At 59.9% G+C, this 15,475-nt stretch carries 16 protein-coding genes; 1 reads left to right on the forward strand and 15 read right to left on the reverse strand.

The genetic code is table 11. From position 1 onward, the window contains the following. Window positions 1-44: 44 nt before the first annotated feature. Window positions 45-1,268, forward strand: coding sequence for a hypothetical protein (locus ACWXWJ_RS03120; RefSeq protein ID WP_473963516.1), 1,224 nt, complete (start codon window positions 45-47; stop codon window positions 1,266-1,268). Here the strand turns inward: ACWXWJ_RS03120 and panD are convergent. The 15 genes from panD to ftsH form a co-directional block, all read right to left on the reverse strand. Continuing rightward, window positions 1,265-1,681: an aspartate 1-decarboxylase gene (gene panD / locus ACWXWJ_RS03125; RefSeq protein WP_473963517.1), complete on the reverse strand. Its 417-nt coding sequence runs from the start codon at window positions 1,679-1,681 to the stop codon at window positions 1,265-1,267. The genes ACWXWJ_RS03120 and panD overlap by 4 nt on opposite strands. Before the next feature lie 49 nt (window positions 1,682-1,730). Next, on the reverse strand, window positions 1,731-2,966 hold the full coding sequence (galK, locus tag ACWXWJ_RS03130; RefSeq protein WP_473963518.1) for a galactokinase: 1,236 nt from the start codon (window positions 2,964-2,966) through the stop codon (window positions 1,731-1,733). Continuing rightward, window positions 2,956-4,107, reverse strand: a complete 1,152-nt coding sequence (gene galT, locus ACWXWJ_RS03135) for a galactose-1-phosphate uridylyltransferase (RefSeq protein ID WP_473963519.1) — start codon at window positions 4,105-4,107, stop codon at window positions 2,956-2,958. Before galT ends, galK begins: the two co-directional genes overlap by 11 nt. 69 nt (window positions 4,108-4,176) lie before the next feature. Then, window positions 4,177-4,461: a hypothetical protein gene (locus ACWXWJ_RS03140; protein WP_293791061.1), complete on the reverse strand. Its 285-nt coding sequence runs from the start codon at window positions 4,459-4,461 to the stop codon at window positions 4,177-4,179. Between the two features lie 39 nt (window positions 4,462-4,500). Further along, entirely contained in the window at window positions 4,501-6,156 is a 1,656-nt protein-coding gene (locus ACWXWJ_RS03145) for a sodium:solute symporter family protein (protein WP_293791060.1), read from the reverse strand. A 163-nt stretch (window positions 6,157-6,319) separates the two neighbouring features. Beyond that, window positions 6,320-7,291 (reverse strand): aldose 1-epimerase family protein, encoded by a 972-nt coding sequence (locus tag ACWXWJ_RS03150; protein WP_473963520.1) that lies wholly within the window; start codon window positions 7,289-7,291, stop codon window positions 6,320-6,322. 4 nt (window positions 7,292-7,295) lie between these two features. Then, window positions 7,296-8,201: a pantoate--beta-alanine ligase gene (gene panC, locus ACWXWJ_RS03155; RefSeq protein ID WP_473963521.1), complete on the reverse strand. Its 906-nt coding sequence runs from the start codon at window positions 8,199-8,201 to the stop codon at window positions 7,296-7,298. Window positions 8,202-8,206: 5 nt separating this feature from the next. Continuing rightward, the gene (locus ACWXWJ_RS03160) at window positions 8,207-9,085 is read right to left on the reverse strand and encodes a Rossmann-like and DUF2520 domain-containing protein (RefSeq protein WP_293791057.1); all 879 of its coding nucleotides are present in this window, start codon (window positions 9,083-9,085) and stop codon (window positions 8,207-8,209) included. Next, entirely contained in the window at window positions 9,086-10,099 is a 1,014-nt protein-coding gene (locus ACWXWJ_RS03165; protein WP_473963522.1) for a DUF6779 domain-containing protein, read from the reverse strand. A gap of 10 nt (window positions 10,100-10,109) precedes the next feature. Beyond that, window positions 10,110-10,601 (reverse strand): DUF3180 domain-containing protein, encoded by a 492-nt coding sequence (locus ACWXWJ_RS03170; RefSeq protein ID WP_473963523.1) that lies wholly within the window; start codon window positions 10,599-10,601, stop codon window positions 10,110-10,112. A gap of 79 nt (window positions 10,602-10,680) precedes the next feature. After that, window positions 10,681-11,223, reverse strand: a complete 543-nt coding sequence (gene folK / locus ACWXWJ_RS03175; protein WP_473963524.1) for a 2-amino-4-hydroxy-6-hydroxymethyldihydropteridine diphosphokinase — start codon at window positions 11,221-11,223, stop codon at window positions 10,681-10,683. Continuing rightward, entirely contained in the window at window positions 11,220-11,600 is a 381-nt protein-coding gene (gene folB, locus ACWXWJ_RS03180; protein ID WP_293791053.1) for a dihydroneopterin aldolase, read from the reverse strand. The genes folK and folB overlap by 4 nt, the downstream gene beginning before the upstream one ends. Continuing rightward, a complete protein-coding gene (gene folP, locus ACWXWJ_RS03185; protein WP_473963562.1) occupies window positions 11,593-12,444 on the reverse strand; it encodes a dihydropteroate synthase in 852 nt (283 codons plus the stop codon). Before folP ends, folB begins: the two co-directional genes overlap by 8 nt. A 38-nt stretch (window positions 12,445-12,482) precedes the next feature. After that, window positions 12,483-13,079 (reverse strand): GTP cyclohydrolase I FolE, encoded by a 597-nt coding sequence (gene folE, locus ACWXWJ_RS03190; RefSeq protein WP_293791052.1) that lies wholly within the window; start codon window positions 13,077-13,079, stop codon window positions 12,483-12,485. Then, window positions 13,079-15,475 carry an ATP-dependent zinc metalloprotease FtsH gene (gene ftsH, locus ACWXWJ_RS03195; RefSeq protein WP_473963525.1) on the reverse strand — a complete coding sequence of 799 codons (2,397 nt, stop codon included), beginning with the start codon at window positions 15,473-15,475 and terminating at the stop codon, window positions 13,079-13,081. The genes folE and ftsH overlap by 1 nt, the downstream gene beginning before the upstream one ends.

The raw sequence follows: 15,475 nt of genomic DNA on the forward strand, positions 1-15,475 counted from the left end.
TGTCCCTAGGTAACGTTGCACAAGATTCAAAGGAAGCGTGCCCCATGTTTTCCTCACACCCGACTTCCCCCACCCGCAAGTACGCCCGCGTTACAGCAGCCTGCCTGGCCGCGGGTGTTCTAACCTTCACCGCCGGTTGTTCTGTCTTCCAACGTCCCGATGGAGCCAGCGAAGAAATTTCTTTCGGCGGCAAGAAGGACGGCTCCGGCAACGGCAGCGACTCCGGCAATGACAAGGGTCAGCCCGCGGCCGGAAACTACTCGGAGGTTTCCAAGGAGATCGACGACAACCGATTGCGGGAAATCTTCAAAGACGGCAACTTCAGTGACTGCGATCTAGGTCAGGATTTCTACAACCAGGCCTATCTCGATAGTTCAAAGGTTCTTCCCCTGGACTCGGCGGATATTTTTGTTAATTCCGAAACCTGCGCAGGCTTTGCCAAGCCAAAGAACAATGCTGACCTCCCGGAGGAAGTAAAGAATACGTCCAGCTATACCGCACTATCCGCCACCAAAAAGCGCCCAGACCTAGCGGATCTGATGGGCGACGATGCCGAATTTTCTGAGCTCTCCGACGATGGCATAAAAGGCTGGAAAGTTGCGACCAAGGATGAACTTTGCAGCCTTTCTGGTCCAGAGGGAACTCCGTTAGAGAACGCGGAAATCATGTCCACACACGGGTGCGACATCATCAAGCCTCTATTACGTTCACTAACGAATCTGGGCAACCGCTACCAGGAGCTTGAAGGCAAGGAAGCAAACATTGGCGGCGCTGAAGGGCCTCAGGAAGTTGGCGACCGCGTGGAACTCAACATCGTTGACGATGGTTTTCTCGAGAATCGAGAAAAAGCCAAGTCTAAGGATGAGGCAGTCACTGAGAAAGTAGGCCGAGGCAGGACGGAAATGAAACTGAAAAACCCCGAGGTTTTAATTGACAATCCTCGGGACTACGGCAAATTCTGCGCCGAGGTGGAGTATGCATACGAAGACGAATCACCGTTGTTCCCTCCATCCGAGATAGGTATGCAGACGCCGGATGGCGAGTACTGGGTGATGAAGATTGCCGGCAAGACAGTAACCCCTATGTCCGATGGCAAGGGCAGTCAGCATTTCTGCTCGGAAGTTGGCCTTCCTTTTAATGACACCGACTTCATCATTATTGGAGCGGACACGCTCACGACTACCCAAAAAGACCTGGAGGAAGATGGAATGCCTCTGTGGCGCGTCCATGTGAAGCACAACGACGACGGGAAGTACGAAGTTAGTTAAGCCTCCGGGTGGCGCGGGTTCTTGAGCCCCGAGCCGTCCGGCACGTGGGCCGGGTCTCCGCCGAGCTCTATCTGCTTGTTGTTCTCGTCCACGAAAACCACGCGGGAGGCGTAGCCCTTCAGGTCTTCCTCGCTGTACTGGGCGTACCCGATAATTATGACGAGATCACCGGGACTGATTAGGCGCGCGGCGGCACCGTTGATACCGATCACTCCGCTGCCTCGGTCGCCGGTGATGGCGTAGGTCGTCAGGCGGTTGCCGTTATCGATGTCGACGATGTCGATCTGCTCGCCTTCAAGGATGTCGGCAGCTTCCATCAGATCAGCGTCGATGGTGCACGAGCCGACGTAGTGCAAGTCGGCCTGCGTAACTGTCGCACGGTGGATCTTTGATTTCAGCATTGTTCGCAACACGGGTGAACACCTTACTCGCGGCACAGCAATTAATCTATTTAGCTGGGATTTAGGCGTTCCGGTGTGCGCCGTCGCTCGGCAAAGCCACCACAAACTCGGGTTCATTAAAGCCCTTTTTCGCGAATGCCTCCGCCACAGCCTGCGCCGTTGCTTCCACCCGATCCTCGCGCAGCAGTGCAATGGCGGAGCCGCCGAATCCACCACCGGTCATGCGGGCGCCCAATGCTCCCTGTTCCATTGCCATATCCACCGCGGTATCTAGCTCCGGCACAGTGACCTCGTAGTCATCGCGCAGGGAGGCGTGACTGCCCTGCATCGATCGTCCGAAGGCCTCCACATCTCCACCACGGATCTGTTGGATCGCTTCCGCGGTGCGGGCAATCTCGCTAACCACATGGCGTACGCGTGCCGCCACCTGCTGTGGGTCTTGGCCATTCGCCTGTGCCCACCGGGCAGAGTCCGCCTCTGCGTCCTTCGCATAGCGTAGGCTGCTCACGCCCAGGTCGGCGGTCACCCCATCGATCACGGCACGGCGCGCGGCGTATTGCCCATCGTTCAGGCGGTGCGGGGCATTCGTGTTCATGATGAGGATGGCAAGCCCGCGCGCCGCGATGTCGAAAGGAACTAACGTGGCGCTGTCTTCGGCGAAGTCGATGGCGAGCGCGTGGCCAGCCTGCCCGAATAGGGAAATGCGCTGGTCGAGGCCGCCCGTGGAGGCGCCGACTACCTCATTTTCTGCTCTTATTGACGCCCTCATGAGTCCGCTGCGCACCGCATCATCAAGGGGTGCGCTGCCGTTTAGGTCGAAGGCTGCAAGAGCCGCCGAGCATTCCAACGCTGCGGAGCTGGAAAGCCCTGCGCCGACTGGCACGTCGGATTCAATGGCGAGGTTCAATCCACCGGCAGGCATCAGCCCGGCCTCGATGGCCGCCCAGATGGCTCCGACTGCGTAGCCGGCCCAGTTGGCTGGATTGTTGGGGCCAACCTCGGAAACAGGAATCTCGACGTGGACGATTTCGGCTGGGTCACCGTAGCGAGAAGCTACGCGGTACACACCGTCATTGTTCTTGGCGGCGGCCACGTAGGTGCGCTGCGAGAGCGCGAAGGGCAGGCTGATGCCGTCGGCATAGTCCACGTGCTCACCGATCAGGTTGACGCGGCCCGGCGCGGACCACACACCCGCAGATTGATAGCCGTAGACCTTCTGGAATAGGGATTGTACGTCGGCAGTGCCCTGCTCCTCGGTGCGGGTCTGCAGCCAGCGGGGGGTTACGTTAGTTGGCATTGTCGGCTACCTCCCGGAAGCGCTCGGCGATTCTTTCTGGTGTGGTGTCGGAAATCCAGGCTTCCTGGCCGGACTCGCTTCCCGCCAGGAACTTCATGCGCCCAGCAGAGCGCATCATCGAATACAGCTGCAAGTACAGGCGACCGTTTTCGCGATCCTCCCCCACCGGCGCCTGGTTCCAGGCAGCGATATATGGAGTACGCTCAATGCCCTCGAAGAAGCGATCCATACGGCCCAGCAGGTCTAGGTAGAAGCGGGTGAGTTCATCCTTTTCCTCGTCTGTGAGTGCCGCGAAATCCGGGACTGCCCGGTTGGCCATGAGGATGACCTCGACCGGCCACTTTGCTGCCGCCGGAACATAAGCGGTGAAGTGCTCTCCAGCGAGAAGTACACGGGTACCGGATTCCTTTTCAGCGGACAAGACGGCGTCAAAAAGATCCTGACCGGTGTCTTCCCGGAAAGCGCGAGCGCGCGTGGCTACCTCGGCGGCGCGCGGCGGAACGAAAGGATAGGAGTAGATCTGGCCGTGCGGGTGTTGCAGCGTCACGCCGATTTCCTTGCCGCGGTTTTCAAAGGGGAACACAAAGCGGATGCCCTCGATAGCGGAGAGCTCAGCGGTGCGGTGGGCCCAGGCTTCGACGACGGTACGGGCACGCTCGTAGGACAGGTCCTTAAACGAGGAGTTCACATCCGGGGTAAAGCAGACGACCTCGCAGCGGCCAATGGCGGGCTTACGGGGGAAAAGCTCCTGACCGTCGACCTGTGTGGCGAAGTCGTCCGGCACCTCCATGTGCATGGACAAGGAGGGGAAGCGATTTTCAAAAACCACGACGTCGTAATCATCGGCAGGCACCTCAGTGGGTAGTTCGCCAGGTTTGGTGGGGGCCAACGGATTCTCGTTCGCCGGGGGCATGAACGTGCGGTTCATACGGTGGGCGGCGTAGACATACCACTGGCCGGTCAAAGGATCCTGCCGCATCTCGGATTCCGTAGTGGCCTGTGGCAGATCACGGGAATCGTGCAGCTCCCGTTGTTTCTCCCCTGCCACGTATGCCGGTTCATCGTCGAAGTACATCAGCTCGCGGCCATCCGCAAGTGTCGTTCGAGTTACCTTGAAATCATGCTGCACGGCGTGGATCACTCCCTTTAGTTAATGCGCATAGAGGCGCACGAAGAAAAAGCCCGCCTCTTCAGTGGGGCGGGCAATGCGTTATTTAGTTTGCGGTTCCTGCGGCTCGGCGGATTCATCAATCTTGATTGGATCCAACTTGGTCCACAGTACGAAGATCGCTGCCACGGCGATCATGGCCAACCCGCACACCAGGTTATATGTTTCGTTCTTCGGCTCGCCGGTGGATACATCCATACCCGGGTCAAGCAGGAAGTAGCTCAGCAAGAGCACAAGTCCGTACAGGCCCATGAGGGAACCGATGACATTGCGGATATCGAAGGCACCCGCCATGTGGGAGCCCTTCTTAGCAGTGTTCTTAGCCATTGTGTCCATTCACTCCTTTCTGAAAAACTTGCGCCCTTGTTAAGCGAACACGATGTTGAGGACGAGCACCATGGCCAGGCATAGGATGCCCAGCGGTACGGTGCGGCGGTACCACGGCAGGCTGGCTTCGGCAGCATCCGTGAGGTTTTCCTTCGGGGTAACGGACTTGACGAAGCCCACCAGCTCCTCATCCGGCTTCGGCTTGGTGACCATGGAAACCAGGATGGAAGCGATGATATCCGTGACGAATGCCAAGGATGCGGCGACAAAGGCCGTGCCCTGTCCCGGGAGGTTGAAGAAGCTAGCGTCGGTGCTGCCGAAGGTGGCTATAGCCCAGTAGACAATCGCGATACCCGTACCGGAAACCAGGCCGACCCAACCTGCGGTGGGCGTCATGCGCTTCCAGAACATACCCAGGATGAAGGTGGCGAACAGCGGGGCGTTGAAGAAGCCGAACAGCGTCTGCAGGTAGTCCATGACGTTGCCGAAGTTGGATGCCAGCAGGGCGGTGAACACGGCGATGACGGTAGCGCCGACGGTGGCCATACGGCCGACCTTCAGGTAGTAGTCGTCGTCGCGGTCCTTCACGATGTAGGACTGCCAGATGTCATAGGAAAACACGGTGTTGAAGGCGGAAATATTAGCCGCCATACCAGCCATGAATGCGGCCAACAGACCTGCGATGGCCACGCCCAGCAGGCCGTTCGGCAGTAGGTCGCGCATCAGGTACAGGATGGCATCGTTCGGTTCGGCGGAGCCATCCATAATCGGGGTGACAGTCGCGCCTGCAACCATGCCCGGGATAACCACCAGGAACGGAATGAACATCTTCGGAAACGCACCGATGATCGGGGTCTTCCGTGCAGAGGACAGCGAATCGGCTGCCATGGAGCGCTGAACCTCTACGAAGTTGGTGGTCCAGTAACCGAAGGACAGCACGAAGCCCAGTCCAAAGACCAAGCCGATAGCGGAGACGACCGGGTTCTCAAAGCCTGAGATTTCGGTGCCCGGCCAGGTGTGGAAGTGCGAGGAGTCTGCAACCTTGGCCTGCAGGCCATCCCAACCACCAACCTGGTGCAGGCCGATCATTGTCAGCGGCAGCAGGGCGGCGATAATCACGAAGAACTGCAGCACCTCGTTGTAGATCGCTGCGGACAGACCACCCAGGGTGATGTACGACAAAACGATGACCGCGGCAACAACCAGGGTGACCCACAGTGGCCAGCCGAGCAGTGAGTTAACCACCTTGGCCAGCAGCAGTAGGTTCACGCCGGCAATCAGCAGCTGAGCTACGGCAAAGGAGATGCCGTTGACCAGGTGCGCGCCGTTGCCAAAACGGCGCTGCATGAACTCCGGAACGGAGCGCACCTTAGAGCCGTAGTAGAAGGGCATCATCACGATGCCGAGGAAGACCATGGCCGGGATCGCACCGATCCAGAAATAGTGCATGGTCTCGAATCCGTACTGCACGCCGTTGGCCGAGTGACCCACAATTTCAACGGCGCCCAGGTTGGCAGAAATAAAGGCCAGACCCGTCACCCAGGCGGGTAGGGATCGGCCGGAGAGGAAGAAGTCGATTGAGCTGGACACCTTGGACTTAGCTGCCCATCCGATGCCGAGGACGAAAGCGAAGTATAGCGCGACCAGCGCGTAGTCTACCCAGCTCGCGTCCAAACGTAGTCCTTCAGCTGTCATAGCTGCGAACCTCCAGGAACGTCGGGTTCCCGTCCCAGGCACCAATCGTTTTAGTTCACAACTACCAGCGACGAGAACTATTGGATGTTTGATTCAATAGAAATCTTAACGCCGCGTAGTGCTATAAAGGAAATTCTTTTCTATTTATGGAAGTACCTTTGTTTTAGGTCTCGACGCCCCCACGCGAAACATAGTAAATCCCACATTCAAAGCTGCGCTTTTCGCCTGGTAGCAGGCGAATAAGGTCACGACCGGAACGCAATGCGTCCGGTGGGCACGTCATCGGTTCGACAGCTAATGCCCGTCCTACACCGGGGTATCCTTCGCGACGAGCCGGATCCGCTGTAAACACCTGGAACCAATTAAAGCCCTCTCCTACCCACAGACGCACACCCTCGCCCTCGGGGTTCAGCAACTGTGCCTCGGCGGTCACCCCCTGAGCCCTATCGACATCACCGAAACAGTGATCCAGCCAAACCCCTGCCATACGCTGGCCCGCTTCCACGTCCGGCAACACCCGGCGAGCAGGAATCTCCGGCCCGGCGGGCAGATTTCGCACGGAATCCAGTGGCAGGTTCGTACCGACCGGCAGGTGCACAACGCAATCGTCCAGCGGAGTACCTAGCGCGCTTAGGTAGGGGTGCCACCCCAGACCAAAGGGGCAGGAAGCGTCGCCTTCATTGCGCACCTCAAAGGTGGCGAATAGCCCCTCGCCTTCTCCACTATCTGCAGCGCGTACGGCCCATGTCATCCGCAACAGCAAGGGCCACGGCCAGCCAGCCCGTAGGCCGGTAGAAAGCTCCAGCGTTACAAAATCCTCACCCTGGTCGGCAATGTGCCAGGCCATCTGTCCCACGAATCCATGGATGGCGGTGGCTCGTCCCGGCTCAGTAATGTCCAACCGGTGCAGCACGCCGTCGTGGGCAAACACACCATCGGCGGTGCGGTTCGGCCAGGGCGCCAGCACAATGCCTGAAGAAAGTGGTGGATAAGTCCCCTCGGGGTAGGAAACCACCAAGGGCTTTCCCGCGTATTCCAGACTGCGTAGGCCACCGCCGAACGTGGAGATGCTGGCTCGGTACTCCCCTACGGAAATCTCTACGAAAGGGTGCGAGTGGCGTTGATCCTGATCCATGGCTCTACTCTGCTGCACCCTCAGTGCCAGCCTCGTCAAGCCCCTTGAAACCCGTACCCAGCGGAACTCCGACGTTGTCGATCAAGCGCGTCGTACCGACGCGCGCCGCTACCAGCAGACGAGCTTCGCCGTCTGCCGGGCAGTCGGAAAGGTCCGTACCGCGCAGCTCAAGATAGTCCACCTCCACGTCTGGGGTGGCGTCCAAAATAGAGCCGGCAGTCTGCAGAACCGCCTCGGGGCCCTGCTCGGCCACAAAAGCTCCGGCGGTCAGAGCCGCTGAAAGAGTCAGCGCCAGCTCACGTTCCTCCGCGGAGAGGTAGACATTGCGGGAGGACTTCGCCAGTCCATCAGCCTCGCGAACGATCGGCACTCCATGGACCTGTACCTCCATGTTTAGGTCCGTGACCATTTGCTGGATCAGCAGCAGCTGCTGATAATCCTTCTCCCCGAAGAATGCGTGATCGCAATGGGTGATTGTAAAGAGCTTGTTCACTACCGTCAGCACGCCCGCGAAGTGGGTTGGGCGGTGTGCACCCTCCAGGATGCGACCGGCCTCACCTGGGTGGATGGTAGTGCGCGGGCCATTGGGGTACATCTCACGCGGGTTGGGGGCGAAGACTGCATCCACGCCCGCGGCCTTAAGCTTCTCCACGTCAGCATCTAAAGTGCGCGGGTAGGCATCCAGGTCCTCCCCCTCGGCGAATTGCAATGGGTTGACGAAAATACTGACGACGACCAGCGCACCGGGAATCTGCTGTGCGGCCTGCACCAGCGAAAGGTGCCCCTCGTGCAGCGCACCCATAGTGGGTACCAATACGACTGGGCGACCTGCCTTGCGCATTGCGCGGGTCAGCTGCCCGATTCCCTCAATCTCCGTGAAAACCTCTGCCTGGCCAGGTGTGAACGTCATGGTTCTTACTCTAGATCCAGCAGTCTTTCGACCTCAATAGCCCCCGCCTTTAGCGCGGTGCGGCGGGCCATGGTTGTGTATGCGTTTTCGGCGCTAGTGTTCTGGGTTTCCAAGCTCCGCAGCGCCGCCAAGTGGCGCATCACCGCAGCCGCATCGTCACGGGCAACTGGCCCGGTCAGCCCATCCATGCGCTTCTCCAGGGCATTGTCCACCGCCGCGTGAGCAATGCGACGCAGCAGCAGCGCACTATCGGGGCTTTCGCCTGGTGCGTCGACCGCCCGATCCAGGATTTCTTGCGCATCCGTCAACAGTGTCACCAGGTGGTTGGCTGCATGTGCCATTGCCGCGTGATAAGCCGCGCGATGGTTCTCGGGAATCGCGACTGGCACCCCGCCGAGGCTGGCTACGAGTGTCTGGGCAACCACGTCACCCACCTCGGAGTCGCTGGTTACGCCCCATGCGCATCCGTCTAAGCGCTCACTATCAGCTGGGGTTCCGGTGAATGTCATTGCCGGATGCAGTGCTAGCGGCAGTGCGCCGGTATCGGTAATCGGTTGCAGAATCTCGCAGCCAAAGGCACCGGATACGTGCGCGACGATCTGCCCGTCGCGCGTGTGTTGCGCCACCTCTTCAATCACCTCGGGAAGCTTCGGATCCGGCACCGCCAGAACCACGAGCGCGGCGTGTGCAGTGCTGCTGAGGCTGATGCGGGGAATGTTCGGGATTCTTTGTGACGCCAACTCTTCCGAGCGTGCCGAATGCGCGTACACACCATGCACATGATGGCCGGCGCGTGTAAAAGCTTCAGCTAGAGCCACGCCGACTTTGCCGGCTGAGATTATGCCGACCGACAGACGCGGCTGTTGAATATCTGTTTCCGCCACTTAGTTCTTGAAACGCTTCATCAAGTCGGCGACAGTCACAGCATTCTTGGCCTCGTCGGCACGTCGACGACCATGAGTGCCTTCGGCCTGCTCATCCGGCCGTGACTCTTCAGCTGTCTGTGGCTGCTGCTTAGCCTGGTTAGGGTTTGCAGTGTGATCGCGACCGGAACGCACAGCGTCAGCACTAGGCATCTGAGCGCGACGCTTCTGTGCAGGCTTCGGCTCGTTCATGGCGGTCGTATCCACAACCAACGGCAGCTGGGAGGTCTCCTCGGAGTCCTGGCCAGTCCAGTTCACAGCAGCAAAAGTGCCAGTGTTGAATTTCGGCTTGCTGCGGTGCTGTGCCTTATGCGGTTGACTTGTCTGCTGTGCTTGCTGGGGCTTTGCGTCGTGACCCGCATTGTTACCGCTGCCCTGGCTCAGTTCGCGTACGCGCTCAGCCTTGGCGCGGACGGCGCGCTGTTCTCCTTCACCGAAGTCCTCACCGGTCAGCTCCGCGAGCTGCTGACGCATACGAGCCAGCTCCGCACGTAACTCCTCCAGGTGCTTATCGCGCTCATCCTGAGACTTCTTGGCCTCCGCCGCATACTTGGCTTGGGTTTCCGCCTCACGCTTCTTCAGCTGCGCGCGTTCGCTCTGCAGCTGTGACTGGTAGTAGCTCTCTTGGTTTTCCGCCTGCTCACGAGCGAGCTTCAGGGCGCCCGCATAGCGCAGCACAAGCACCACGCCAAAGAACGCGGCCCACAGAGCGGCGATCAGAGCTACCTTCAGCCAGCCATCAGAATCCATGAACAGCATTGGCACGCTTGCCAGCAGAGCCAGTACCACCAGGCCGAACATAAGGAATCGAGAGAAGCTCGAAGGTTCGTTCGACGCAACCTGCGACCCCTGGAGCTGGTTTCCCCGATAAGTGGAGTCATCTTCGTACCCCGGAGCATCCGGGGACTGGCGCCCGTTAAAGGGCTGCTGCGGCTGGTGAGACTGCTGTGGCTTAGGAGACTGCGGGAAGCTCATGGTCAACACACTACCCAACGTCGAGCCCGTTGGGCGTTAATGGCGCATCCGGCGGTGGCGCTTCACAGCTGCGCTCCAGCCACATACCGGCCACAACAGCAGCCAAAGCCCCCACCGCCCCAGCTATCACTCCAGGCAGATCGGCCTCCGCGGCCATTAGACGTCCCGCTTGCGGAATAACGTACATTCCCGCCCCCGCAAACAGGCCCAAAAACACAGCACCAGCCCACGCCGTTGCTTTCCCTAACGCTAACCACTGAGTCACAGTCGTCGGCTGCATCTGAGTGCGATCCATGCCGATACCACTGTTGCCGATGCGCTTGCGGATCACCCACCCGCCTATCGCGCATACGATTGCGAAAATCCACAACAGTACGGAGCTCGTCGCCTTAATCGGCGGGAAACTGCCATAGAAGCTCAACGTACTGACCCAAGCAATAAGAGCACAGACTATAGCCACTAAGGCGACCGTAGAGATCTTCGTGCGCTTTAGCGGGCTCATCGTATCTGCCTCTTTATCCCTCTTTGACTCTCTCCAGACTGATACTCTTCAGACTAGCCAAGCGAGCCCGCGGTTACAGTTAGCTCCGCGGCTCAGCCGGGACAATGGCCTTCCGCTCCGCTGGATCGACCTCTTCCAGCCACTCCAGGATGCTTCGCCCGGCCAAGCTACACCAAGGTTCCTGAGCCAGCTGCAGATCATTAAGGGGCACCAACACGAATGCCCGCTCATGGGCATAGGGGTGTGGGATGACAAGTTCAAACCCCCACTTCCCCTGGGATTGGATGGGTTGGAACTGGGCGTCAAAACCAAAAAGTATATCCACATCGACAGTTCGCGGCCCCCACCGGACCTCGCGCTCCCGCCCCGCGACGGCCTCCGCGAATTGGCAGTGATGTAACAGCGCCAAAGGATCCAGCGATGTCCTGACGGCCACCACGGAGTTGCGGAATTCCTGCTGCTCTACCCCGCCCCACGGCGGAGTGGCGAAGATTCGCGACTTTTCCACGATGTCGATGGCCGGGTGCATTTCCAGCAGCTCATAAGCGCGTTCGATCTGTGCAGTTGGGCTGCCCACGTCTCCCGGCAGATTGGAGCCGATTCCCAGGAAAACAGTGATCATCGCTTGGACCTCCTAGCGACTACACGCACGTCAGCGAATGGATGGGCGATGGGAGCCTCGGGCTTGTGCACCGTGACCTCCACGGCATAAACCCCGCTGAGCTCGGCAATTTCATCGGCGATCTCCGAGGCCAGGGTTTCGATCAGGTCGTGGCTCTGCCCACGCGGCGTGCCCCGTCCTTCGACCGCATTGACCGCAATATCGGCCAGCTGCACATAGTCGATTGTGTTCTCCAGCGCGTCCGTGTCCGCGGCGGCGCGGAAGTCCGTCCACACCACCATGTCAACGATGAATTTTTGACCGGTGTCCTTCTCGTGTGAAAACACTCCGTGGTGGCCGAATGCTTCCACGCCCATGAGCTCGATGCGGTCAGCCACGTCGTGCCCTCCATTGCTCGTCGATATCAGGGCCGCATCCGGTGGCCATTGCGTGTGCAACATCCACGGCGGCCCGTGTCGGAGCTACTTTATGCACCCGGACGGCCCAGACGCCAACTGCCGCCGCGAGTGCAGAGGTCGCCGCAGTGGCATCGTCCGCGGATTCCGGGGTGCCAGGCTTGCCATCGCTGGCCGGGCGCAGTGCTGTGAGGAAACGCTTTCGCGAAGCTCCTACCAGCACCGGATAGCCCAACTGCACCAGTCGGTCCATCGCACCCAGCAGTTGCCAGTTCTCCCGTGGAGTTTTCGCAAAGCCGATGCCGGGATCCAGGTAAATCTGTTCCTTTGCGACGCCCGCCGCCTCCGCAGCTTCAATTCGCTTTTCCAGCCAGTGGATGACGTGGCCGACGATATCCTCACCGTGATCGTGGTAGCCCTCGGCACCGGCGAACTCAGCGGCTTTTCCCTTGTTCCAATGCATGAGGATGATCGGCAGTCCGGATTCCGCAGCCAGCGGAAGCATGTCGGGGTCTGCCAGACCGCCGGAGACGTCGTTAAGATAGGTGACGCCCGCTTTCCACGCGGCCCGCGCCGTCGAAGCCCGCATCGTGTCGATGCTGGTGGCGATTCCCCGACGGGATAGCTCCTCGATGACTGGGGCGACGCGGGCAGCCTCCACGACTGGGTCGACGCGAGTTGCGCCTGGGCGGGTGGATTCCCCGCCGACGTCGATGATGTCCGCTCCATCGGCGACCATGGCTTCCGCGTGAGCCAAAGCGGCCTCGGTGTTGGGATAGGCTCCACCATCTGAAAAGGAATCCTCGGTGACGTTGAGAATGCCCATCACGAGGGTGCGCTGGGGGCCGGCGGGAGTTGGATCCGTCACGGTCGGATCAGCGCCATCGCCTCTGCGCGGGAGGCTGCGTTCTTCTGGAACCCACCGCGAACGGCAGAGGTTACCGTATTAGCGCCGGGCTTGCGGATACCACGCATGGCCATGCACAGGTGCTCGGCTTCCAAGACGACGATTACGGCGGAAGGATCCAGCTTCTCCACCAGCGCATCAGCCACCTGGGAGGTCAGGCGCTCCTGCACCTGCGGGCGCTTCGCCAGGCCATCAATGAGCCGTGCCAGCTTGGACAGGCCGGTGACCTTGCCAGATTCGCCGGGAATGTATCCGATGTGCGCCTTGCCGAAGAAGGGAACCAGGTGGTGCTCACACATCGAGTAGAAGGTGATGTCGCGGACGAGCACCAGCTCCCGGTGGTCTTCGCTGAAGGTCTTGTTGAGCACCTCGGTGGGGTCCTCGTACAGCCCCGAGCAAGTTTCGCGGTAGGCGCGCGCTACGCGGGCTGGGGTCTCTTGGAGCCCTTCGCGGTCGGGGTCCTCGCCAATGGCGAGCAGCAACTCACGGATGGCAGCCTCTGCCCGCTCCTGGTCGAAGGTGCCGGGAGCAAGTGGCTGTTGAGGGTTATTCACTAGTTGTCTTCCTGTTCCCGGTCATCATTCCGGTTCTTTTCCCATGGGAACGTTTGCTTCGGCATTTCCTGCCGACGGTGCTGTCCCTGGGGCTCAGCCTCTGGCTGCGGCTCCTGCGGCTCCGGCTGTACATGCGGTTCCGGCTGCGGCTGAGGTGCCTGCGCTTCCTCTGCTACCTGTGGCTCCGGTGCCTCGTGTGCCTTCTGCTGTTGATGATCCGGCTGCTCATGGGCAGGCAGCTGGAAGCCGCGTTCTTCCTGTACCGGAGGAACGAATTGACCATTCTGGCCGTACTGGGGCTGCTGAGCTTGCGGGCTGTTCTGCGACCGCTGGGTCTGTGGGAACTGCTGCTGCCCCTGCTGCAGACGCTCTGTCTGTCGCTTCTCGTTCTGTGCCTTACGCTTCTCCATGCGTGCACGGCGAGCCGCGGAGAAGAAGTTGGTCCGCTCCGGTGGCTCCTCGCCACGCTCGCGGGCAAGCTCCACAGGGGTCTTCACCGGCTCCCGGTGATCGCACGGGCGATCCAGATCCTGCATCGGGAAAATGTCAGAAACTTCACGAGTTTCAATACCCTCGAAGATGGACTCCAGATCCGGGCGACGCAGGGTCTCCTTCTCCAGCAGTTTGGAAGCCAAAGTATCCAGATAATCGCGGTTGTCCCGCAATACCTCGTAGGCAATCTGCTGCGCCTTGTTCATCAGCATGCGCACCTGATCGTCAATCTGGTTCGCAACATTCTGGGAAGGCTGGTTACCGCCCTGGCCACCCCGGCCGACGAAGGGATCCCCCTCGTCCTGGCCATACTTCACGGCACCTACGACAGGGCTCATGCCGTATTCCACAACCATTGCACGGGCAATGTTCGTAGCCATCTCGATATCTGCAGAGGCACCCGTCGTCGGATTACCAAACACCAACTCCTCAGCAGCTCGGCCACCCATGGCAAAGACCAGACGGGCAAACAACTCGGAACGGTTGTACATGCCCTTGTCGTCTTCCGGCGCCGTCATGGCGTGACCGCCAGTGCGGCCGCGAGCTAGGATCGTCACCTTGTACACACGGTCAATGTCCTTCATGGCCCAGGCCGCCAGCGTATGACCGCCCTCGTGGTAGGCAGTGACCTTCTTTTCATGCTCCGAAATGATCTTGGAGCTGCGACGCGGTCCACCCACCACACGGTCAGTGGCTTCCTCCAGCGCATCGGCGGTAATCACATTGCCTTCTACGCGAGCGGTCAGCAAAGCTGCCTCATTCAGCACGTTCTCCAGATCCGCACCCGACATGCCCGCAGTACGCTTCGCCAAAGACTTCAGATCCACGTCCTTGGCTAGCGGCTTGTCCTTCGCATGTACGTTAAGAATCTGCTCACGGCCAGCCAGGTCAGGGTTGGTCACCGGAATCTGGCGGTCAAAGCGACCTGGGCGCAGCAGAGCGGGATCCAGAATGTCAGGACGGTTGGTAGCAGCCATCAGGATCACACCATCGCGGTCGCCGAAGCCGTCCATTTCCACCAGCAACTGGTTCAGAGTCTGCTCACGTTCGTCGTGACCGCCGCCCATGCCGGCACCACGCTGGCGACCGACCGCATCGATCTCATCGACGAAGATGATGCACGGAGAGTTTTCCTTTGCCTGTTTGAACAGGTCGCGAACGCGAGAAGCACCCACGCCGACGAACATCTCCACGAAGTCGGAACCGGAGATGGTGAAGAATGGCACACCGGCTTCGCCGGCCACGGCACGAGCCAGGAGCGTCTTACCCGTACCGGGCGGGCCATACAGCAGAACACCCCGCGGAATCTTGGCGCCCAAAGCCTCGTAGCGGGTCGGGTCAGTTAGGAAGTCGCGGATCTCATCCAGCTCCTCAACCGCCTCGTCCGCACCGGCAACATCGTCGAAGGTTGTATCCGGGTTATCTTTGTTGAGCTGCTTGGCGGTGGACTTACCGAAGCCAAAAGCACCCATGCCGCCGCCACCCTGCATGCGCGACAGCATGAACATCAGCAGGCCGAAAATCAGCAGCATCGGCAGCAGCATCACCAAAAGGCTGCCCAGGAAACTATCTTCAGTGACCTTGGTGTTGTACTTCTCCGCCTCGGACTTCTGCACCGCATCGAAGATCTCCGGAGCCGTGCGCCCGGGGTACTTCGCGATGACCTGCTCGATGTCCTTCTTGCCGTCGACTTCGATCGACTTCTTCAGCTTCAGCTGTACCTGCTGCTCACGATCGTTAATCTGAGCTTCCTTGACGTTCTTCTCGTCAAGCTGCTTCATGGCTACGGAGGTTTCAACCTCGTCATAACCACGGGCGTCATCAGTTAGAACACCGAATGCATAGATCGCGATAAGAACCACGGCGACGATTCCCGCGATCCTCAGTACCTTCTTCTTGTCCAT

The organism is Corynebacterium sp. p3-SID1761 (genome assembly GCF_055862885.1).